At 64.3% G+C, this 19,270-nt stretch carries 21 protein-coding genes; 7 read left to right on the forward strand and 14 right to left on the reverse strand.

Annotated features, from left to right (window positions below; genetic code table 11):
• A complete protein-coding gene (mltA, locus tag J1777_RS02730; RefSeq protein WP_207574303.1) occupies nucleotides 1-1,170 on the forward strand; it encodes a murein transglycosylase A in 1,170 nt (389 codons plus the stop codon).
• Between the two features lie 9 nt (nucleotides 1,171-1,179).
• Here the strand turns inward: mltA and J1777_RS02735 are convergent, their stop codons facing one another.
• Both J1777_RS02735 and recA read right to left on the reverse strand, forming a co-directional pair.
• Nucleotides 1,180-1,740 carry a regulatory protein RecX gene (locus J1777_RS02735; RefSeq protein ID WP_207574304.1) on the reverse strand — a complete coding sequence of 187 codons (561 nt, stop codon included), beginning with the start codon at nucleotides 1,738-1,740 and terminating at the stop codon, nucleotides 1,180-1,182.
• On the reverse strand, nucleotides 1,740-2,867 hold the full coding sequence (gene recA / locus J1777_RS02740; protein WP_207574305.1) for a recombinase RecA: 1,128 nt from the start codon (nucleotides 2,865-2,867) through the stop codon (nucleotides 1,740-1,742). Before recA ends, J1777_RS02735 begins: the two co-directional genes overlap by 1 nt.
• Before the next feature lie 107 nt (nucleotides 2,868-2,974).
• On the opposite strand from recA, the gene J1777_RS02745 reads away from it, so the two are divergent.
• A complete protein-coding gene (locus J1777_RS02745) occupies nucleotides 2,975-3,469 on the forward strand; it encodes a MarR family winged helix-turn-helix transcriptional regulator (protein ID WP_207574306.1) in 495 nt (164 codons plus the stop codon).
• Nucleotides 3,470-3,600: 131 nt separating this feature from the next.
• Here J1777_RS02745 and metW read toward each other — a convergent pair whose 3' ends face one another.
• The 3 genes from metW to J1777_RS02760 all read right to left on the reverse strand — a co-directional run bounded on the left by metW (nucleotide 3,601) and on the right by J1777_RS02760 (nucleotide 6,036).
• Nucleotides 3,601-4,185 (reverse strand): methionine biosynthesis protein MetW, encoded by a 585-nt coding sequence (metW, locus tag J1777_RS02750; protein WP_207574307.1) that lies wholly within the window; start codon nucleotides 4,183-4,185, stop codon nucleotides 3,601-3,603.
• Entirely contained in the window at nucleotides 4,182-5,321 is a 1,140-nt protein-coding gene (metX, locus tag J1777_RS02755; RefSeq protein ID WP_207574308.1) for a homoserine O-succinyltransferase MetX, read from the reverse strand. Before metX ends, metW begins: the two co-directional genes overlap by 4 nt.
• 142 nt (nucleotides 5,322-5,463) lie before the next feature.
• On the reverse strand, nucleotides 5,464-6,036 hold the full coding sequence (locus J1777_RS02760; RefSeq protein WP_207574309.1) for a TMEM165/GDT1 family protein: 573 nt from the start codon (nucleotides 6,034-6,036) through the stop codon (nucleotides 5,464-5,466).
• 295 nt (nucleotides 6,037-6,331) lie between these two features.
• On the opposite strand from J1777_RS02760, the gene J1777_RS02765 reads away from it, so the two are divergent.
• Nucleotides 6,332-6,655, forward strand: coding sequence for an RNA recognition motif domain-containing protein (locus J1777_RS02765; RefSeq protein WP_207574310.1), 324 nt, complete (start codon nucleotides 6,332-6,334; stop codon nucleotides 6,653-6,655).
• A gap of 120 nt (nucleotides 6,656-6,775) precedes the next feature.
• On the opposite strand, the gene lptC is transcribed toward J1777_RS02765, so the two are convergent.
• From lptC to J1777_RS02780, 3 genes are read right to left on the reverse strand one after another with little or no spacing between them, the layout of a single operon-like run.
• Nucleotides 6,776-7,372 carry an LPS export ABC transporter periplasmic protein LptC gene (lptC, locus tag J1777_RS02770; RefSeq protein WP_207574311.1) on the reverse strand — a complete coding sequence of 199 codons (597 nt, stop codon included), beginning with the start codon at nucleotides 7,370-7,372 and terminating at the stop codon, nucleotides 6,776-6,778.
• Nucleotides 7,369-7,929, reverse strand: a complete 561-nt coding sequence (locus tag J1777_RS02775; RefSeq protein ID WP_207574312.1) for a KdsC family phosphatase — start codon at nucleotides 7,927-7,929, stop codon at nucleotides 7,369-7,371. Before J1777_RS02775 ends, lptC begins: the two co-directional genes overlap by 4 nt.
• An 11-nt stretch (nucleotides 7,930-7,940) precedes the next feature.
• Nucleotides 7,941-8,942, reverse strand: coding sequence for a KpsF/GutQ family sugar-phosphate isomerase (locus tag J1777_RS02780; protein WP_207574313.1), 1,002 nt, complete (start codon nucleotides 8,940-8,942; stop codon nucleotides 7,941-7,943).
• 86 nt (nucleotides 8,943-9,028) lie between these two features.
• Here J1777_RS02780 and J1777_RS02785 point away from each other — a divergent pair, with 86 nt between their 5' ends.
• Nucleotides 9,029-9,586, forward strand: coding sequence for an adenine phosphoribosyltransferase (locus tag J1777_RS02785; RefSeq protein ID WP_207574314.1), 558 nt, complete (start codon nucleotides 9,029-9,031; stop codon nucleotides 9,584-9,586).
• Between the two features lie 21 nt (nucleotides 9,587-9,607).
• Here the strand turns inward: J1777_RS02785 and glcF are convergent, their stop codons facing one another.
• Nucleotides 9,608-10,861: a glycolate oxidase subunit GlcF gene (gene glcF, locus J1777_RS02790; RefSeq protein WP_207574315.1), complete on the reverse strand. Its 1,254-nt coding sequence runs from the start codon at nucleotides 10,859-10,861 to the stop codon at nucleotides 9,608-9,610.
• A gap of 10 nt (nucleotides 10,862-10,871) precedes the next feature.
• Complete coding sequence (gene glcE, locus J1777_RS02795; RefSeq protein WP_207574316.1) at nucleotides 10,872-11,972, reverse strand: glycolate oxidase subunit GlcE; 1,101 nt, start codon at nucleotides 11,970-11,972, stop codon at nucleotides 10,872-10,874.
• Between the two features lie 150 nt (nucleotides 11,973-12,122).
• Between glcE and J1777_RS02800 the strand changes: the two genes are divergently transcribed.
• Nucleotides 12,123-13,625: a YifB family Mg chelatase-like AAA ATPase gene (locus J1777_RS02800; RefSeq protein ID WP_207574317.1), complete on the forward strand. Its 1,503-nt coding sequence runs from the start codon at nucleotides 12,123-12,125 to the stop codon at nucleotides 13,623-13,625.
• A gap of 98 nt (nucleotides 13,626-13,723) precedes the next feature.
• On the opposite strand, the gene J1777_RS02805 is transcribed toward J1777_RS02800, so the two are convergent.
• Nucleotides 13,724-14,572 carry a M48 family metallopeptidase gene (locus J1777_RS02805; RefSeq protein WP_423220533.1) on the reverse strand — a complete coding sequence of 283 codons (849 nt, stop codon included), beginning with the start codon at nucleotides 14,570-14,572 and terminating at the stop codon, nucleotides 13,724-13,726.
• Nucleotides 14,573-14,638: 66 nt separating this feature from the next.
• On the opposite strand from J1777_RS02805, the gene J1777_RS02810 reads away from it, so the two are divergent.
• On the forward strand, nucleotides 14,639-15,004 hold the full coding sequence (locus tag J1777_RS02810) for a YqcC family protein (protein ID WP_242700350.1): 366 nt from the start codon (nucleotides 14,639-14,641) through the stop codon (nucleotides 15,002-15,004).
• A 74-nt stretch (nucleotides 15,005-15,078) separates the two neighbouring features.
• Here the strand turns inward: J1777_RS02810 and ccoG are convergent, their stop codons facing one another.
• On the reverse strand, nucleotides 15,079-16,473 hold the full coding sequence (gene ccoG / locus J1777_RS02815) for a cytochrome c oxidase accessory protein CcoG (protein ID WP_242700351.1): 1,395 nt from the start codon (nucleotides 16,471-16,473) through the stop codon (nucleotides 15,079-15,081).
• 66 nt (nucleotides 16,474-16,539) lie between these two features.
• Nucleotides 16,540-16,683, reverse strand: coding sequence for a hypothetical protein (locus tag J1777_RS02820; protein WP_207574320.1), 144 nt, complete (start codon nucleotides 16,681-16,683; stop codon nucleotides 16,540-16,542).
• On the opposite strand from J1777_RS02820, the gene J1777_RS02825 reads away from it, so the two are divergent.
• On the forward strand, nucleotides 16,682-18,019 hold the full coding sequence (locus tag J1777_RS02825) for a sigma 54-interacting transcriptional regulator (protein ID WP_207574321.1): 1,338 nt from the start codon (nucleotides 16,682-16,684) through the stop codon (nucleotides 18,017-18,019). The two genes, J1777_RS02820 and J1777_RS02825, sit on opposite strands and share 2 nt — an antisense overlap.
• Before the next feature lie 18 nt (nucleotides 18,020-18,037).
• On the opposite strand, the gene J1777_RS02830 is transcribed toward J1777_RS02825, so the two are convergent.
• On the reverse strand, nucleotides 18,038-19,153 hold the full coding sequence (locus J1777_RS02830) for an alkene reductase (protein ID WP_207574322.1): 1,116 nt from the start codon (nucleotides 19,151-19,153) through the stop codon (nucleotides 18,038-18,040).
• Between the last annotated feature and the right edge of the window lie 117 nt (nucleotides 19,154-19,270).

Consider the following 19,270-nt stretch of genomic DNA (forward strand, 5'->3'; position numbering starts at 1 on the left):
ATGACCGCATCCTTTTTTCCCCGCGCCTTGCTGCTGCTCATTGTAGGTAGTTTGATTGCCTGCTCCACGCCGCGCAAAGGCGATATCCCTATGGCTGACAAAGTGCCCCCGCTGCCCACGGGCATGGTGCCCGATACAGCGCCGCTGCCCCCGCCCATTGCCCGCCCAGGCAGCCGCTGGGTGCCGGTGCGCTGGGCCGAACTGCCCGGCCTGGCCGAGGACGATGTGCACCAAGCCCTGCAAGCCTGGCAGCACAGCTGCACCGCGCCGCCGGCCGCGCTGGCCCGTTTGTGCCCAGACATTCGCCGCCTGGGCCTGGCCAATACCGCCCAAATTTGGCACTGGCTGCAAACGCATATGCAGCCCTACCGGGTGGAAGACCACAGCGGCAACAGCAACGGCATGCTGACGGCGTATTACGAGCCATTTTTTAATGCGCAGCGCCAGCCCGACCCCGTGTTTCGCTACCCCTTGTACGCCGCCCCCGTGGGGGTGGAGGGCTTTGGCAAGCGCAAGCCCTGGCTGTCGCGCCAGCAAATTGAATCGTCCCCCAGCGTGCAGGCGGCCTTGGCCGGGCATGAGATTGCTTGGCTGGACGACCCGGTCAAAGTGCTCGTCCTGCACATCCAAGGTTCTGGCCGTTTGAACATGACCGAGCCCGATGGCCGCCAGCGCCAAGTGCGTGCCGCTTTTGCCGCCACCAACGACCACCCCTACCGCAGCGTAGGCAAATGGCTGTTGGAGCGGGGCCTGGTGCGCGATGCCACGTGGCCAGGCATCACCGCCTGGACGCAGGCCAACCCCAGCCGCGTGCAAGAGATGCTGTGGAGCAACCCACGCTATGTGTTCTTTCGGGAAGAGGCGCTGGATGAAGTCAGCAGCAACTTTGGCCCCAAAGGGGCGCAGGGCGTGCCGCTGACCGCCGAACGCTCGATTGCCGTAGACCGGCGCAGCATTCCGTATGGCACGCCCGTGTGGCTCTCCAGCAGCGGTCCCACACAGGCCTTGAACCGTTTGGTGCTGGCCCAAGACACGGGCAGCGCCATTGTGGGGGCCGTGCGGGCCGATTACTTCATGGGTTCGGGTGAGATTGCGGGCGACATTGCGGGCCGCACCAAGCAGGATTTGCGCCTGTGGGTGCTGTGGCCCAAGGGGGCCCCGGCCCCCTAGCGCCGGCGCTTAATCTTCGGCCGCATCCTCGTGCGGTGCCTGCCCGCGCACCACTTTGCCAATCACCTCCATCGCAAAGCCCCGGCTGGCCAAAAAGCGCATCTGCCGGGCGCGCTCCTGGGGCGTGCTGGCCACCTCCCCAAATTTGCGTTGCCACACCGCCCAGCAGCGTGGGTGCTCGGTGTCGCGCAAGGTATCGGCGGCTTGGCGCACGATGGCTTCATCCAAGCCTTTTTGCCGCAACTCTTGCAGCACCCGCTGGCTGCCCAGCTTGGGGGCGCGGCGGTAAAGCACGGATTGGGCCACGCGCTCAGGCTGGATAAAGCCTTTGGCTTCGAGCTTGTCCAGCACGGCGGCCAACTCTTCTGCGGTTGGCATGGGTGCGGCCCCATCGGCATGGGCCGGGCGCTGGCTGGGCGCAGTTTCTGCCGCGCCTTCCTCTGCTGCCGATTGCTCTGCCGCCGGTTGCACAAAGCGCTGCAGCTTGCGCTGCAGCTCCAGGCGCGAATGCTCGCGCTGGGCGAGCAGGCGCAGCGCCCGGGCCGTCAGGCTCAACGGCGCGGCGGCCATTACAGGATGACACCGTCCTCATCGACTTCGCCTTTTTTGGCCTTGGTCGGTTTGGCGGGTTTTTCGGCGGCATCGGCGGCGGCTGGGGCCGCACCAGCGGCCGGGGCCACGCCCAGGTGTGCGCGCACTTTGTTTTCGATTTCGGCGGCCAGGGCCGGGTTTTCTTTCAAAAATTCGCGGGTGTTGTCGCGGCCTTGGCCAATTTTTTCGCCGTTGTAGGCGTACCAAGCGCCCGATTTATCCAAAATTTTCGCCTCCACCCCCATGTCGATGATCTCGCCCATGCGGCTGATGCCCTCGCCAAACAAAATGTCGAACGCGGCGGTTTTGAACGGCGGCGAGACTTTGTTCTTCACCACTTTGACCTTGGTTTCGTTGCCGATGACGTTGTCGCCCTTTTTGATGCTGCCGGTGCGGCGGATGTCCAGGCGCACCGAGGCGTAAAACTTCAGCGCGTTGCCGCCGGTGGTGGTTTCGGGGCTACCAAACATCACGCCAATCTTCATGCGGATTTGGTTGATGAAGATGACGGTGCAATTGGTCTTTTTGATGGTGGCGGTCAGTTTGCGCAGCGCCTGGCTCATCAAGCGCGCTTGCAGGCCAGGCAGGCTGTCGCCCATCTCGCCCTCGATTTCGGCTTTGGGCACCAGGGCCGCGACCGAGTCAATCACAATCAAATCGACCGCGCCCGAGCGCACCAGGCTATCGACAATCTCCAGCGCCTGCTCGCCGGTGTCGGGCTGGCTAATCAGCACCTCATTCAAGTTCACGCCCAGTTTTTGCGCGTAGCTGGTGTCCAGCGCGTGCTCGGCATCGATGAAGGCGCAGGTGCCCCCGATTTTTTGCATCTCGGCAATCACTTGCAAGGTCAGTGTGGTCTTGCCGGACGATTCCGGGCCGTAAATTTCAATCACCCGGCCGCGCGGCAGGCCGCCCACGCCCAGGGCCACGTCCAGCCCCAGCGAACCGGTGGAGACGACTTGGATGTCTTCCACCACCTCGCCTTCGCCCAGTTTCATGATGGTGCCTTTGCCAAATTGCTTTTCAATTTGGGCCAGGGCGGCGGCCAGGGCTTTGGCTTTTTCTTCCGAGGGGGCGGCGGCAGGGGTGCGGGCGGTGGCGTTCATGGTGAAACTCCTGTTTAAAAATACAGTGACTGGACGAATGAACAGTAATGTAAAACAACAGATGGCTATAATTTAGTCAGTTTGTTTGATTTTTAGGAAAACTGACCATGCTGCAAAATAACCCGCACGCAGATGCTTGGCGCCAAACCCATTTGGGCCAGTTGTTGGGCCATGCCCTGCGCCAGTTTGACCAGCGCGTGCGCACGCTGATGGTGCAGGATGCGGCGGTGCCGCTGGCGCTATCGAACTTGGCCGAGCGCGACAAGGTCAGCGCCGCCCACCTGCACATCACCCGGCATTTAAGCCCGCAGGGCGACCGCTTGACCGATTTGGCCGACCGCGCGGGCATGAGCAAGCAGGCCATGGCCGATTTGATTGACCAGTGCGAGGCCTGGGGCCTGGTCGAGCGCCGCCCCGACCCGCTGGACCGCCGCGCCAAGCGGGTGTGCTACACCGCCAGCGGCCTGCAGTGGTACCAGGGCTTTGCCCGCGCCACGGCCCAGGCCGAGGCCGAATTTACCGCCGCCGTGGGCGAGGAAGTGGCCACCGTGGTGCGCATTGCCCTGGAGATGTACGGGGCCGATGCGGGGCGGCTGGCCTAAGAACGTGAACACGTTCTAAGCGCAGGGGCAGGATGGGTTGTATGCATAGCTGTTTGCGCTGATTTTTATTGTCTTTCAAAGCGTTTTGTCTTTGAAATTGTTTATTTACCAGCGCAAGCAGCTCTTTTTATTTAAGCGTGTTCAAAGTGGAACACCGCCCGGCTGGCGCACAGGTTGGGCAGGCGGCGCACGATCTGGCCGTTGTCCAGACCAAAGGCATCCAGGATGCGCAGGCGGTTTTTCGTGGCCAGCACCTCAAAGTCTTTGAACGTGCCGACGCGGATGTTGGGCGTGTCGTACCACTGGTAGGGCAGGTGGCGCGTGACCGGCATGCGCCCGCGCAGCACCGAGAGGCGGTTGGGCCAGTGGGCAAAGTTGGGGAAGGCGACGATGCCGCTGCGCCCGATGCGGGCGGTTTCCTGCAGCATGGTTTCGGCGTTGCGCAGGTGCTGCAGGGTGTCGATCTGCAGCACCACGTCAAAGCTGTTGTCCTCGAACATGGCCAGGCCGTCTTCCAGGTTGAGCTGCAGCACGTTCACGCCCCGGCGCACGCAGGCCAGCACGTTGGCATCGTCCAGCTCCACACCGTAGCCGGTGCAGCCACGCTGGCGTTGCAGAAAATCGAGCATGGCCCCTTCGCCGCAGCCCAGGTCCAGCACCCGCGCTCCGGCGGGAATCAGGGCCGCAATGGCCTGCATGGTGGCGGTATCGCTCATACGCCCTCCTTGGTCAATTCGGTGGCAATGTTCTCAAAATAGGAGCGCATCACGCCCATGTAGCGTGGGTCGTCCAGCAAAAAGGCATCGTGGCCGTGCGGCGCGTCGATCTCGGCATAGCTGACCTGGCGGCCGTTGTCGAGCAGGGCTTTGACGATCTCGCGCGAGCGCTCGGGCGCAAAACGCCAGTCCGTAGAAAAACTGATCAGCAAAAACTTGGCCTGGGCGCGGGCGTAGGCCTGGGCCAATTGGCCGCCAAAGCTGCGGGCAGGATCAAAATAATCGAGCGCCCGGGTAATGAGCAGATAGGTGTTGGCATCGAAATACGTGCTGAACTTGTCGCCCTGGTGGCGCAGATAGCTCTCAATTTGGAACTCAATGTCTTGCGTGCTGTATTTCAAATCCAGCCCCTCGCGCAGCTGGCGGCCAAATTTTTGGTTCATCACATCGTTGCTCAGGTAGGTGATGTGGCCAATCATGCGGGCAATGCGCAGCCCCCGCGCCGGCACCACGCCATGCTGGTAGAAGTGGCCGCCGTGAAAATCCGGGTCGGTGACGATGGCCCGGCGCGCCACCTCGTTGAAGGCGATGTTCTCGGCCGTCAGATTGGGCGCACTGGCCACCACCACGGCGTGGCGCATGCGCTCGGGGTACTGCAGCGTCCACGACTGCGCCTGCATGCCGCCCAGGCTGCCGCCCAGCACCGCGGCCAGTTGCCCGATGCCCAGGCGGTCAAGCAGCCGGGCCTGGGCATTGACCCAGTCTTCTACCGTTACCACCGGAAAATCGGCACCGTACACCGTGCCGGTGTCGGGGTTGATGTCTTTGGGCCCGGTGGAGCCAAAGCACGAGCCCAGGTTGTTCACACCAATAACGAAAAATTTGTTCGTATCCACGCTCTTGCCCGGGCCGATCATGTTGTCCCACCAGCCCTCGCTTTTCTCCTCATTGGGGTACACCCCGGCAACGTGGTGCGAGGCGTTCAGGGCGTGGCAGACCAGCACGGCATTGGATTTGTCCGCGTTGAGCTGGCCGTAGGTTTCGTACACCAACTGGTAATCCCGAATGCTGGCCCCGCTTTGCAGCGGCAGCACCTCGGGGAAGTGCATGGTTTGGGGGGTGGCGATCAAAGACATAAAAAAACCCGGCATCGCTAAAAACGAGGCCGGGGCGAAGGAAAAGAAAACATCGCGTCGGACGGGTCTTTAGCGGAATTTATAAAGCGCCCGCAAGCTGGTGCAAATCGGCGCGACTAGCTAGTAAAAACTAGGCGGGCCATCATACTCCAAGCACCGGCGCCAGCAAGGCCAGCGCCCCTAACACGGCAAAAATCGCGGCCGAGATGCCATGCACCAGCCGCAGCGGCACCCGGCGCACCAGCTTGTGGCCCAGCCACACCACCGGCGCATTGGCCAGCAGCATGCCCAGCGTGGTGCCGATGACGACCCACACAAAGGCTTGGTACTGCGCAGCCAGCATGACGGTGGCCACCTGGGTTTTATCGCCCATCTCGGCCAGGAAAAACGCCACCGTGGTGGTCAGCAGCACGCCCCAGCCGGGGTGCTCTTTGATGCCCGCATCGTCCAGTTTGTCGGGCACCAGCATCCATAGCGCCATGGCGATGAACGACAGGCCCAGCACCCAGCGCAGCATGTCTGGCCCCAGCCATTGCGTTATCCATACGCCCACGGCCCCGGCCAGGGCGTGGTTGGCCACGGTGGCGATCAAAATCCCCGCCACGATGGGCCACGGTTTTTGAAAGCGCGCGGCCAGCACCAGCGCCAGCAGCTGGGTTTTATCGCCCATCTCGGCCAGCGCCACAATCATTGTTGAAATAAGCAAAGCATCCATAAGGGCGCGCATTGTGCTTGCAGAAGCTGCAGCCTTGCTGGAAAGCACCCCAGACGCGCAAAAACACCTCCTAAAAAGCCTGCCTATCACCCAACGCCGCCGCCGGGCTAAACACAGGTGTTGTATAGAGCACGAATTACCCGAAAAAACCTGCAGCAGCCTTGTGGATATCCTCGATAATGGCCGCGCTCTCGGCGTGCACGGGCACAAGAGCGAGTGCGTTTGCGTCTCTTGTCTTAGTGTGATTCTGGTCAGGACTCCATCGCGTTTCTTTTTTTCTTTCAGGAGTCCTGTCATGGGCAACAAACTTTACGTAGGCAACCTGCCCTACTCTTTCCGCGATCAAGATCTGGAACAGACCTTCAGCGCATTCGGTGCGGTGCAAAGCGCCAAAGTCATGATGGAGCGCGACACCGGCCGCTCCAAAGGTTTTGGCTTTGTGGAAATGGGCAGCGAAGCTGAAGCCCAAGCCGCCATCGAAGGCACCCACGGCCAAAACATGGGTGGCCGCGATCTGGTGGTGAACATCGCTCGCCCGATGGAGCCCCGTCCTCCCCGCAGCGGCGGCTTTGGCGGTGGCAACAACGGCGGCGGTTACAACCGTCGCAGCAGCTACTAAGCACGCGCTGTAGATTGCGCACCTGTTCGCAATCTCAAAAAAAAGAGCCGCAAGGCTCTTTTTTTACGTCTGCTTTGTTACGTCTGGCCATCGCGCGACACGTTCGGCCAGCGGCCAAGGCTAGCGCGTGCGCTTTGGCGCTTCGATGTGCCCGCGCACCCGGCCTTGCAAGAGCGCCACTTGGCGGGCGTTGTCGTACTCCAGGCTGTCGCCGGTAAAGCGGCTGCCCCCCCGGGTGAGGGTCACCGGCAGGTGAGAGCGCAGGCGCTCCAGCTGAGGCCAGGCATGTAAAAATTCTCCTTCCAGCACCATGGGCGGCTTGCCATTGGGGTAGTGGCGCTCCACCTTGGCAGTGCCCCACAGCTGCACTTCAGAGGCATCGCTGTTGCTAATGCCGCGCTGGGCCGAGGTGGTGGTGAGCACGCCCTGCGCCCCTTGGCTGCGGGTGCGCACTTGGTCAATTTCTAAAATATCGGCCTGCAAATAATGCCGCGCTTGCTGGCCCCAAATCTGGCTGGTCAAGTGCCCGTCAGCGGCAAATTGTTGGGTGGAAAAATCTTCCACCGTGTAGTCTTGTTGGTTTTCGGGCAGCGCCACCGCTTGGGCCGCCAGGGGGCGGGGGGCGGAGCGCACCAGCCACCAGCTGCCCAGGGCCAGCAGCCCCATCAATACGATGGGCAGGTACAAACTCAGCCGGTCGGACAGGGTGGTTTTCATGGCAAATACTGCTCCAGCAAACGGCGGTACTGGCCGCTGGCCATCAGCAGCAGATCGCACAGCTGGCGCACGGCCCCTTGGCCGCCGGCAAAGTCACTGACCCAATCGGCCAGCGCCAGGTTTTCCGGATGGGCGTTGGCCGGGGCGCAGGCCAGGGCGCAGTGGCGCAGCATGGGCAGGTCGGGCCAATCGTCGCCCATGGCGGCCGCTTGCGACCAATCCAGGCCCAGGGTGTTCAAAATTTGCTGGGCGGCGGGCAATTTATCCTCGGTGCCAAAAATGGCGTGGCGCACGCCCAATTGCTGCAGGCGCAGGCGCAGTGGAGCGCTGTCCCGCCCCGTGACGACCGCGGGGGTAATGCCCGCTTGCTGCAGCAGTTTGATGCCATGGCCATCCAGGGTGTGAAAGCGCTTGAGGGATTCGCCCGCTTCACTGAAATACAAACCGCCATCGGTGAGCACCCCATCGACATCGAAAAACACCACGCGCACCGGCTGGGCTTGTAAGAGCAGTTCCGGGGGAAAGTGCAGGGCGGGGGCTGTGTAGTTTTTAGGCATAGAGCGGGGGGTTAAATAACTTTGGCCAGCATCAGGTCACGGATATGCACCAGGCCGACCAAGGTGTTGGCGCCATCGACCACGACCACGCTGGTAATGCCGTGCTGCTCCATCATTTGGGCAGCTTGGGTGGCCAGCACATGCGGGGCAATGGTGCGCGGGCGCGGGTGCATTAAATCCTGGGCGCTGGCCTGGCGCAAATCGGCCCCTTGCTCCAGACGGCGGCGCAAGTCCCCGTCGGTAAAAATACCCAGCACTTGGTTGTTGGCATCGACGATGATGGCCGCCCCCAGGTTTTTGGCGCTCATTTCGCGCATGAGGGTAAAAAAATCGTCGTGCGCCTGCACCCGAGGCAGTTCGCTGCCGCTGCGCATGACATCGCGCACATGGGTCAGCAGCCGCCGGCCCAGCGAGCCGCCGGGGTGGGAGCGGGCAAAGTCCTCGGCCTGAAAGCCCCGGGCATCGAGCAAGGCCGTGGCCAGGGCATCGCCCAGGGCCAGTTGCACGGTGGTGCTGGCCGTGGGGGCCAGGTTGAGCGGACAGGCTTCGCGCTCGACGCTGGTGTCCAGCACCCAATCGGCGTGCTGGGCCAAAGTGGACTGGAGGTTGCCCGTCATGGCGGCCACGCGCACGCCCTGGCGTTTGAGCACGGGCAGCAGGTCGGTGATTTCATGGCTCTCGCCGCTATTGGACAGGGCCAGCACCAAATCGCTGCCACGCACCATGCCCAGGTCGCCATGGCTGGCCTCGGCCGGATGCACAAAAAAAGCGGGCGTACCGGTGGAGGCCAGCGTGGCGGCAATCTTGTGCCCCACATGGCCGCTTTTGCCCATGCCCATGACGATGACCCGCCCGCGCAGCGCCAAAATGGCCTGCACCACCGCGACGAAGGGTTCGTCCAAGCGCTCGGCCAGTGCGTGCAGCGAGGCAATTTCAATGTGCAAAGTAGCGCGGGCCGTGGCCAGCGCTTGGGAGCCGTTCACGTGCGGGATAGGGGAGGTGCCATCAGTCATAGGCGGCGATTTTAGGCGGTGGGCGGCTACACTCGCAGCCGCTTCTTTGTTCTGCGCTTTTGCGCACCCAACCCAACGCCAGCCCTATGCATTCCTCTAGCGTCCACGACTATTTGCGCGAACACATTCGCACCGTTCCCAACTGGCCCGCGCCGGGGGTGCAGTTTCGGGACATCACCCCGCTGCTGCAAGACCCGAAAGTGTTTCGGGTGCTGATTGATGCCTTTGTCCACCGCTACATGGACAAAGCCATGCGCCCCGATGTGGTGGCCGGGCTGGATGCGCGCGGCTTCATCATCGGCTCGGTCATCGCCTACGAACTGGGCGTGGGCTTTGTGCCGATCCGCAAAAAAGGCAAGCTGCCCTTCACCACGGTGGAGGAGACCTATGAACTTGAATACGGCAGCGCCACCGTCGAGCTGCACACCGATGCCGTGCGGCCGGGCGACAAGGTGCTGCTCATCGACGACCTGATTGCCACCGGCGGCACCATGATGGCGGGCAAAAAACTGCTGGAAAAATTGGGCGCTACCGTCATGGAAGGGGCCGCGATTGTGGATTTGCCCGAATTGGGCGGCTCCACACTGCTGCAAACCGTGGGGCAGCTGCCGCTGTTCACCTTGGTGGACTTTGCCGGGCACTGAGGGCGTGGCCTGAGTACGTTCTTAGCGTGCCAGCGCCTCGTCCAGCACCTCCACCCAGTGCCGCACCGGGATGCTGGTGCCGGCCTGCAGGTGGCTGATGCAGCCAATGTTGGCCGAGAGGATGGCCGCTGGCGGGCTGTCGTCGGTAAAGGCTTCGCCCAAAGCGCCCAGCTTGCGCTGGCGCAGTTGCTGTGAGATGTCGGCCTGCAGCACGGAATAGGTGCCGGCCGAGCCGCAGCACAGGTGCGCTTCGGTGCGCGCGGTTTTTAGGGTAAAGCCCAGTTTGCTCAGGTTGGCTTCCACCACGCCTTTGAGTTTTTGCCCGTGCTGCAAGGTGCAGGGCGGGTGGTAGGCCATGGCCGCTGGCGGTAGCTGGGCCTTGCCGGCGAGCTTGTCCACCAGCTCCGGCAGCAGGTCGGGCAAAAGCTGCGCCAGGTCACGCGCCAGGGCGCTGATGCGGGCGGCTTTGTCGGCGTACTGCGCATCCAGGCGCAGGGCGTGGCCGTAGTCTTTGATCATCACGCCGCAGCCGCTGGCGTTGCTCACAATGGCTTCAACCTCACCGGCTTGCACGGCCGGCCACCAGGCATCGATGTTGGCCCGCATCTGGTCTTTGCCGCCTTCTTGGTCGTTCAGGTGGAATTTCACCGCGCCGCAGCACACGGCCTGGTCGATGACCACGGTCTGGATGCCCACGGCATCCAGCACCCGGGCGGTGGCGTAGTTGATGTTGGGCAGCATCGCCGGTTGCACGCAACCGGCCAGCAGCAGCACCTTGCGCGGGTGCTCCTGCGCCGGCCAAGTGCCGTGTTCGCTTTTGGCGGGCACCTTGGCGCGGATGCCCTCGGGCAGCAGGCTGCGCACGGCCTGGCCCAGCTTCATCGCCGGGGCAAACAGGGGCGAGCTCAGGCCCTCTTTCAGCGCCCAGCGCTGCAGGCGTTCGCCCAGGGGGCGCTGCACCTTGGCATCGACCACTTTGCGGCCAATGTCGATCAGGCGGCCATATTGCACGCCGCTGGGGCAGGTGGTTTCGCAGTTCAGGCAGGTCAGGCAGCGGTCCAGGTGCAGCTGGGTGGCACGGGTGGGCGCGGTGCCTTCCATGACTTGTTTGATGAGGTAGATGCGCCCGCGCGGGCCGTCCAGCTCATCGCCCAGGGTTTGGTAGGTGGGGCAGGTGGCGGTGCAAAAACCGCAGTGCACGCATTTGCGCAGGATGGCTTCGGCCTCGAGGCCGTCGGGGGTGCCTTGAAATTCAGGGGCCAGATGGGTTTGCATGGTCGCTCCTTCAAAGGCCGGTGCGGCCAGGGTTCAACAGGCCGTGCGGATCAAATGCTTTTTTTAACTGAGCATGCACCGCTTGCAAAGTGGCACTTTGCGGGTTAAAGATCGGCCAATTGCTTAATTGATCAGCGCGTTCAGCTCTGAAAATAGTGGCGCTGCCCCCAGCGGCCTGGGCCGCTGCGGTGATGGCGCTGGCCATGGTGCGCGGGGCCTGCACCCAGCGCTGGGCTCCGTGCCATTCGATCAGCGGTGCGGCAATACCCTCGGGCAGGGCCAGGGGGGCGGCAGTTTGCGGCAGCGACAGTCGCCACAGCGCATCGGCATCGCTGCGGGCGGCAAACCAGGGGTGCTGCTGCTCGCGCAGGCTGTGCCACAGGGCTGCGGCCTGGTCGTCGGGCAGGCGCTCGCCGCCCAGTTTTTGGCAGGCGGCCTGCACGGCGGCCTGGGCACCGCACAGGCGCAGCCACAGCTGGCCTTGTGCCCAGCAACTGGCGTTCAGCGGCAGGGGCTGGCCGCCCCAGCGGTTCAGTGCCTCCAGGGCCTGCGCCTCGTTCATGGCAAAGACCAAGGTGGCCTGCGCCGGGGCCACGGGCAGCACTTTCAAGCTCACCTCGGTGATCACGCCCAGCGTGCCCCAGCTGCCGGCCATCAGGCGCGAGACATCGTAGCCCGCGACGTTTTTCATGACTTGGCCGCCGTAGCGCAGCAGTTCGCCCCGGCCGTTGATGATTTCCACGCCCAGCACGAAATCGCGCACCGCGCCGCTGCTGGCCCGCGCGGGGCCGGACCACCCGGCGGCCACCATGCCGCCCACGGTGGGCTGCTTGTCGCCCAGGGCAAAGTGCGGGGGCTCAAAGGCCAGGGCCTGGCCGGCTTGGGCCAAGGTGGCCTGCAGCTCCTGCAGCGGCGTGCCGGCGCGGGCGGTGACGACCAGCTCGGTCGGCTCGTAGCTGATGATGCCGCGCAGCGGGCGCAGCTCCAGGGGTGTGCCCTCCAGGGCCAGACCATGAAAATCTTTGCTGCCCCCGCCACACAGGCGCAAAGGGGTGGCATCGGCAGCAGCGGCGCGTACGCGCTCCAGAATGTTGTGCAAGGCGGTTTCCATAGCGGGCGATGGTAGCGGGCGGGCTGGGCGGCGGCTTGAATTTTTTGAACGCTGGCCATGAAGATGGCCGCCGGGTCTACGGGTCAATCCCCTTGGTGGGCCGCCAGGGGGGCACTAGATTGGCCACTTTTGCACTGAGAAAGGCGGGCCATGACCCTTGCGTGTGTTCAAAGTCGTGCCCTGCTGGGACTGGCCGCCCCGGCGGTGACGGTGGAAGTCCATCTGGCCAATGGCCTGCCCAGCCTGAGTTTGGTGGGGCTGGCCGATGTGGAGGTGAAAGAGGCCCGCGAGCGCGTGCGCTGCGCTTTGCAAAACAGCGGGCTGGAGTTTCCCAACAACAAGCGCATCACCGTGAATTTGGCCCCGGCCGACTTGCCCAAGGATTCGGGCCGCTTTGACCTGCCGATTGCACTGGGGATTTTGGCCGCCAGCGGGCAAATTCCGCTGGAGGCTTTGCACGGCTGGGAGTTCGCCGGGGAGTTGTCCCTCTCCGGTGCCCTGCGCCCGGTGCGCGGCGGCCTGGTCAGCAGCTTGCACGGCGGCGATCAGCGCCTGGTTTTGCCCCTGGACAGTGCCCGCGAAGCCGCTTTGGCCCCCGCCGCCCAGGTGTTTGGTGCGGCGCATTTGCTCGATGTGGTGGCGCATTTGCTGGGCCAGCCCGGCGGCGAAGGCTGGCAGCGCATCACCGCGCAAGCCCCTGTCCACCGCGCCAGCGGCCCCGATCTGGCCGATGTGAAGGGCCAGGTGCAAGCCAAACGCGCCCTGGAGATTGCCGCCGCTGGCGGGCACGGCCTGCTGCTGGTGGGGCCACCGGGGGCCGGTAAATCCATGCTGGCCCAGCGCTTTAGCAGCCTGCTGCCCGCCATGACCGAGCAAGAGGCGCTGGAGAGCGCCGCCGTGGCCAGCCTGGCCGGGCGCTTTGACCCGCAGGAATGGGGCCTGCGCCCCACCAGCGCCCCGCACCACACCGCCAGCGCGGTGGCGCTGGTGGGCGGGGGCTCCCCGCCCCGGCCGGGGGCCATTTCGCTGGCCCACCATGGCGTGCTGTTTTTGGATGAGTTTCCGGAATTTGCCCGCAGCGCCCTGGAAGCGCTGCGCGAGCCGCTGGAAAACGGCCACATCACTATTGCCCGCGCGGCCTTGAGCAGCCAGTTCCCGGCCCGCTTTCAGCTGCTGGCGGCGATGAATCCCTGCCCCTGTGGCTTTCATGGCAGCACCCAGCGGCCTTGTCGCTGCAGCCCGCAGCAAATTGGCCGTTACCAAGGCAAGTTGAGCGGCCCGCTGCTGGACCGCATTGATTTGCACGTCCACGTGCCCGCGCTGCCAGCGCAAGAGCTGCTGCAAGCGCCCACCGGGGAAAGCAGCGCGGCCATTCGCCAGCGCGTGGTGCAAGCGCGCCAGCGGGCGGTGGCCCGCCAAGGCGGGGCGAACCAGCAATTGCACGGCCAGCAATTAGAAGCCGTGCTGCAGCTGGAACCTGCCGCGCACGCCCTGCTGCACAAAGCGGCCGAGCGCCTGGCCTGGTCGGCCCGCGCCACCCACCGCACCTTGCGCGTGGCCCGCACGATTGCGGATTTGGCCGGGGGCGAGGGCATCGCCAGTGCGCATGTGGCCGAGGCCATTCAGTACCGCAACGTGTTGTTGAAAAACTGATGCTGCCCGCCTGCCGACCAGGCACCGGGGCTTAGAACGTGTTCACGATCTCCTCATGGGTGTGCGGGCGCGGCTTCATTCGAGACCATGAACACGTTTTACCGCCGCTTGGCCTGCTCGTACAAGCCCTGCACCTTGGGCACATTGGCCTGCAGTTGCCGAATGCGCTGGGGCCCGCTGGGGTGGGTGGACAAAAAGGCCAGGCCTTGCGTGCTGTTGCCGGTGGCTTGGCCCATTTTTTCCCACAGGCGCACGGCCGCTTGCGGGTTGTAGCCGGCGCGGGCGGCAATTTCCAGGCCGACCAGATCGGCATCGCTTTCGTCGCTGCGGCTGAAGTTCAGGCTGAGCAGCTGCCCGCCCAGTTGGGCAGCGTAGTTGCCGATATCGCCCAGGCCCAGCAGCTGCGCTCCCAGCGAGATGCCGATGCTGGTGGCCGAGTTTTTCGCCAGCTGCTCACGGGCGTGCTCGCGCAGGGCGTGGGCCATTTCGTGGCCCATGACCATGGCCACCTCATCGTCGGTCAGGCGCAGGGTGTCCAAAATGCCGGTGTAAAAGGCGATTTTTCCGCCCGGCATGCAAAAGGCGTTGATGTCCGGGCTGCGAATCAGTGCCACCTGCCACTGCCATTGGCTGGCGCGGCGGTTCCACTGGGCGGTAAAGGGGATCAGGCGCTGGGCAATGGCGTGCAGGCGTTGCACCTGGGCATCGCTGGTGGGCACCAAGCGGCCTTGGGCCTTGGCCTCTTGCAGCAGTTGTGCGTACTGCTGGTTGGCCGATTGTTCTAACTGCTCGGCCGGCACCAAATGGCGCAGGCGCGAGGCATCGCCCACAGCAACCTGGGCCAGGGCGGACCCGCTGAGCACCGTCGCTGCGGTCATGAGCAGCCAGCGGCGGCGAGCGGGGTGGGCAAGTGGGCGGGGGGACATAGCGCAGGCAGGTAGTGGCATAGCGGGCCAAGTGTAGAACAGCCCGCCAGCCTACGGTGCCAGCCCGGAAACGGGACAATGGCGGGCATGACTTTTGCCCACGACACCATGCCGACCCCGGCCGATTTACGCCCCCTACTGCAGGCCCTGGAAGCGGCCATGCGCGCAGCCGATTTGTGGCAGCCGCAGCCCCCACCGGCCGATGCCCTGGCCTCGCCCCTGCCTTTTATGGTCGATACCTTGCGCATCGAGCAGTGGCTGCAGTGGGTGTTTTTGCCGCGCTTGCATGCCTTGCTGGATGCGCAAGCGCCCTTGCCCGGTGCCTGCAGCGTGCACCCTTTGGCCGAACATGAATGGTCGCAGCGCTGCCCCGGTGCGGCCAGCCAAGCCGTCTTGGCAGCCTTGCTGGCCATTGATGCGCACTTGAGCCAGCCCGCGTCAGCAGGTTGTTAATCAATAAAAAAAAGAGCTGTTAGCGCATGCTGGATCAGCGCTAACAGCTCTTTTTGCTTAAAAACTACGCCGTGCTAGCGGGGCACCAGGAAGGTGGCTTTTTCCTGCACCTGGGCCGGGTGCTCCAGGGCTTGCACGGTGAAGTGGATCGGGTGCGAGCCTGGTGCTGCGCTGCCGTAGGGGATTTGCAGCTGCACCGACACCCAGCGCGCGCCGGTGGCGGGCACTTGCACGGTTGAATCCGGGGCCAGCGTCAGCCCCTCCAAGCCCTGGGCGCTGATGCGGTAGTGCTGCGGCGTTTCGGTGGCGTTCATGATTTGCAGCTGGTACACGTTTTCCAGCTTGCCCCCGGGCACGATGCGGGCAATGGCGGTGCGGTCGCGCACCACGTCCACTTTGAGCGGGGTGCGCGTGACCAGGCTCACCATCATCGCCACGGCCAGCGTTAGCAGTACCGCGCCATAGCCCAGCACGCGTGGACGGAATACGCGGCGCAGCATTTGGTGGTTGGTCCAGCGCTGGCGCATGCCGCTTTGGGTGGCAAAGCGGATCAGTCCGCGCGGGTAGCCCACCTTGTCCATCACCGTGTTGCACGCGTCCACGCACAGGCCGCAGCCAATGCACTCGTACTGCAGGCCGTTGCGGATGTCGATGCCCGTGGGGCAGACCTGCACGCACAGCGAGCAGTCAATGCAGTCGCCCAGCCCGGCGGCCTTGGGATCGACCTTTTTGCTGCGCACGCCGCGCGGCTCGCCCCGGGCGCTGTCGTAGGTGACGATCAGGGTGTCCTCGTCAAACATGGCGCTTTGAAAGCGGGCGTAGGGGCACATGTATTTGCACACCTGCTCGCGCATAAAGCCGGCAAAACCGTAGGTGGCAAACGCGTAGAAAAACACCCAAAACAGCTGCCAGCCGCCCTGCCACTGCAAAATTTCGGCCCCCAGGGAGCGAATGGGCACAAAAAAGCCGACAAAGGTAAAGCCCGTCCACAGCGCCACGCTCACCCAGGCCAGTTGTTTGAGGCCTTTTTTGGCCAGCTTTTCTGGCGAAGTCCACGCCGCCTTGTCCAGGCGCATGCGGGCGCTGCGGTCACCTTCGATGCGGTTTTCCAGCCACATGAAAATCTCGGTATAGACCGTTTGCGGGCAGGTAAAGCCGCACCACAGCCGCCCAGCCACCGCCGTAAATAAAAACAGCGACAGCGCCGAGAGGATGAGCAGCCCCGTCAGGTAGATAAAGTCCTGCGGGTACAGCACCAGGCCAAACAGGTAAAAGCGCCGGGCCCCCAGATCAAACAGCACCATTTGGCGCTCGCCCCACTGCAGCCAGGGCAGGCCGTAGAACACCAACTGGGTGACCCACACCATGACCCAGCGCCAGCGGTTGAACATGCCATCAATGGCCCGGGGATACACCTTTTTGTGTGGAGCGTAAAAACTGACGGTGGATTGGTTTTTTTCTTCAGACATAAGCATCCGATAGAGAACAGGGGGAATTTATTCTTTATCAAATTCACGATTCAATAATCGACTGTTTTACTTTGCTTTAAACGACAATAAAAACAATGTGTTAATAAAAATTTTGGCTGCTGGGTCTGCCACTGATTGTTGATTTGGCAGAGGATGACTGCCATTTTTGGCAGACTTTGGCAGCTTTGTCGCTGCGCCTGCTGTTGCCATGACCCCTCCCACCCCCCCTGATGCCCTCGATTTGCTGGCCACCTGGCTGGAAACCTTGCCCCAGCCGCATGTCTTGTTTGATGCCCAGTACCGCATCGTGGCCGCCAATAGCGCCTACCAGCAGGTCTTTGGGCAAGATGCCTCGGTGCTGGGGCGCACGTGCTATGCCGTCTCGCACCGCTCATCCGTCCCTTGTGACCAGGCGGGCGAGGCCTGCCCCCTGGCCCGTGCCCAATACAGTGGGCAAAGTGAGCGGGTGCTGCATCTGCACCACACCCAGCGCGGGCAGGAGCACGTGGCCATCACCTTGCAGCCCCTGCGCACCGGGGCCGGGCCAGCGCAGTATTTTTTAGAAAAGATGGAGCTGCTGCCCCTGGGGGCGGCCGGGCCGCAGCCTGCGGCCTTGCTGGGGCGCTCCCCGGCGTTTCAGGCGGTGGTGGAGTGGTTGGCCCGCGCCGGCCGCAGCACGGCCAGCGTGCTGCTGCAAGGCGAACCTGGCACGGGCAAAACCCTGGCTGCGCACGTGGTGCACGCGGCCAGCGCCCGGGCGGAGCGCCCGCTGGTCGTCGTCGATTGCGCCGCACTGCCCGAGGGGCTGCTGGAGCTTGAGCTGTTTGGCCAAGGCCGCACCGGCGTGCCTGCCCGCCCGGGGTGGGTGGAGGCGGCCCAGGGCGGCAGCCTGCTGTTCAAAGCGATCGAGCACTTGCCCGCCAGCCTGCACCCGCGCCTGCTGCAGTTGCTGGACGGCGGCACCTACCGCCGCGTGGGCAGCAGCGAATTGCGCCAGGCCGATGTGCGCATTGTGGCCACCACCAGCATCGACTTGCGCAGCCAAGTGCAGGCGCAGCAATGGCCCGCTGCGCTGTACTACCGGCTCAGCGCCTTGCCGTTGCTTTTGCCGCCGCTGCGCGAACGCGGGGCCGATGTGCTGCTGCTGGCCGATGGTTTGCTGCAGCGCCTGGCCCCTGGGCACACGTACACCCTGTGCGCGGCGGCCCAGCAGGCGCTGCTGCGCCACCCCTGGCCTGGCAATCTGCACGAATTGCGCAATGTGCTGCAGCGGGTGCTGCTGCTGACCGAGGGGCGCAGCATCAGCGGCCCTGCCATGGCCCAGGCGCTGGCCCTGGATGCCGCGCCCCCGCCGCCGCCCCTGGCGGGGCCAAGCCGCGCTAGCGTGCGCAGCCGCCAAGCCCAGGCCTTGCACCAGGCCGTGCAGCACACCAGCGGCACCCGCCAAGAGCAGGCCCGCGCCCTGGGGGTGAGTGAGCGTACCTTGTACCGCCGCCTGCGGGACTGGGAGAAGAATGCGGCGGCCAAGGGGCCGGCGCAGGGCTAATCTGCCCTGCGGCCGGGCTTAATCCGCCAGCCGGGGGTAGTCGGTATAGCCCTCGGCCCCGCCGCCGTAGTAGAGCTCGCGCCGGCCCGGGTTCAGCGGCGCATCGCGGCGCAGGCGTTCGACCAGATCGGGGTTGGCGATGAAGTCCTTGCCCCAGGCCACCATGTCGGCATAACCGCTGGCCACGGCCTCCAGGGCCATCTCGCGCGTGTAGCCGTTGTTCACCATCCACAGCCCCTGGCCGCCGGCGCTGCGGTAGGCAGCCTTCAGGGCGGCGTAGTCAAAGGGCTGCTCTGGCAGGCTGCGCGGCCCGCCTGTGGCCCCCTCGATCACGTGGATGTAGGCCAGCCCCAGCGGCGCAAGGCAGCGCAGCAGGTGCTCAAACAGCGGCTGCGGGGCGCTGTCGTGGATGCCGTTGGCCGGGCTGACCGGCGAGATGCGCAGCCCCACCCGGCCCGCACCGATGGCGGCGGTCACGGCCTGCACCACCTCGCACACCAGGCGCACGCGGTTCTCGATGCTGCCGCCCCAGGCATCGTCGCGCTGGTTGCTGCCGTCTTTGAGGAACTGGTCGAGCAGGTAACCGTTGGCCCCGTGGATTTCCACCCCGTCAAAGCCGCATTGCCGCGCATGGCGGGCGGCTTGGGCAAAGTCGGCCACGATGCCCGGCAGCTCCTGCGCCAGCAAGGCACGCGGGGCCGAGGTGGCGGCAAAACTGCCTGCGCCCGTGGCGGCATCGACCAGATAGGTTTTGGCCTCGGCCGTCAGCGCCGAAGGGGCCACCGGTGCGCCCCCGGCTGGTTGCAGGCTGGTGTGCGAGACGCGGCCCACGTGCCACAGCTGCGCAAAGATGGTGCCGCCTTGGGCATGGACGGCCTCGGTCACGCCCTGCCAGCCCGCCAGCTGCTCGGGCTGGTACAGGCCGGGCACGTCGGCATAGCCCTGGCCCTGCTGGCTGATGGGGGTGCCTTCCGAGATGATCAGCCCCGCGCTGGCCCGTTGGCCGTAGTAGGTGGCCGTCAGGGCATTGGGCACGTTGCCACGGGCGCGGTTGCGCGTCAGCGGGGCCATGGCGATGCGGTTGCGCAGGGGCAGATCGCCCAATTGCACGGGATCAAACAAAGAGTGCGGCATAGGTCGTTCTTTCAATGGCGAAGAGTGGCAAGGTAAAGTAATTAAATAGCTTTTACCGCTTGATAAACAATGATTGTTTGATTAATTTATGGCTAGATGAATTAATTACAAGCGGAC

This window comes from Comamonas denitrificans, from assembly GCF_017368815.1.
Classification (GTDB): domain Bacteria; phylum Pseudomonadota; class Gammaproteobacteria; order Burkholderiales; family Burkholderiaceae_C; genus Comamonas; species Comamonas denitrificans.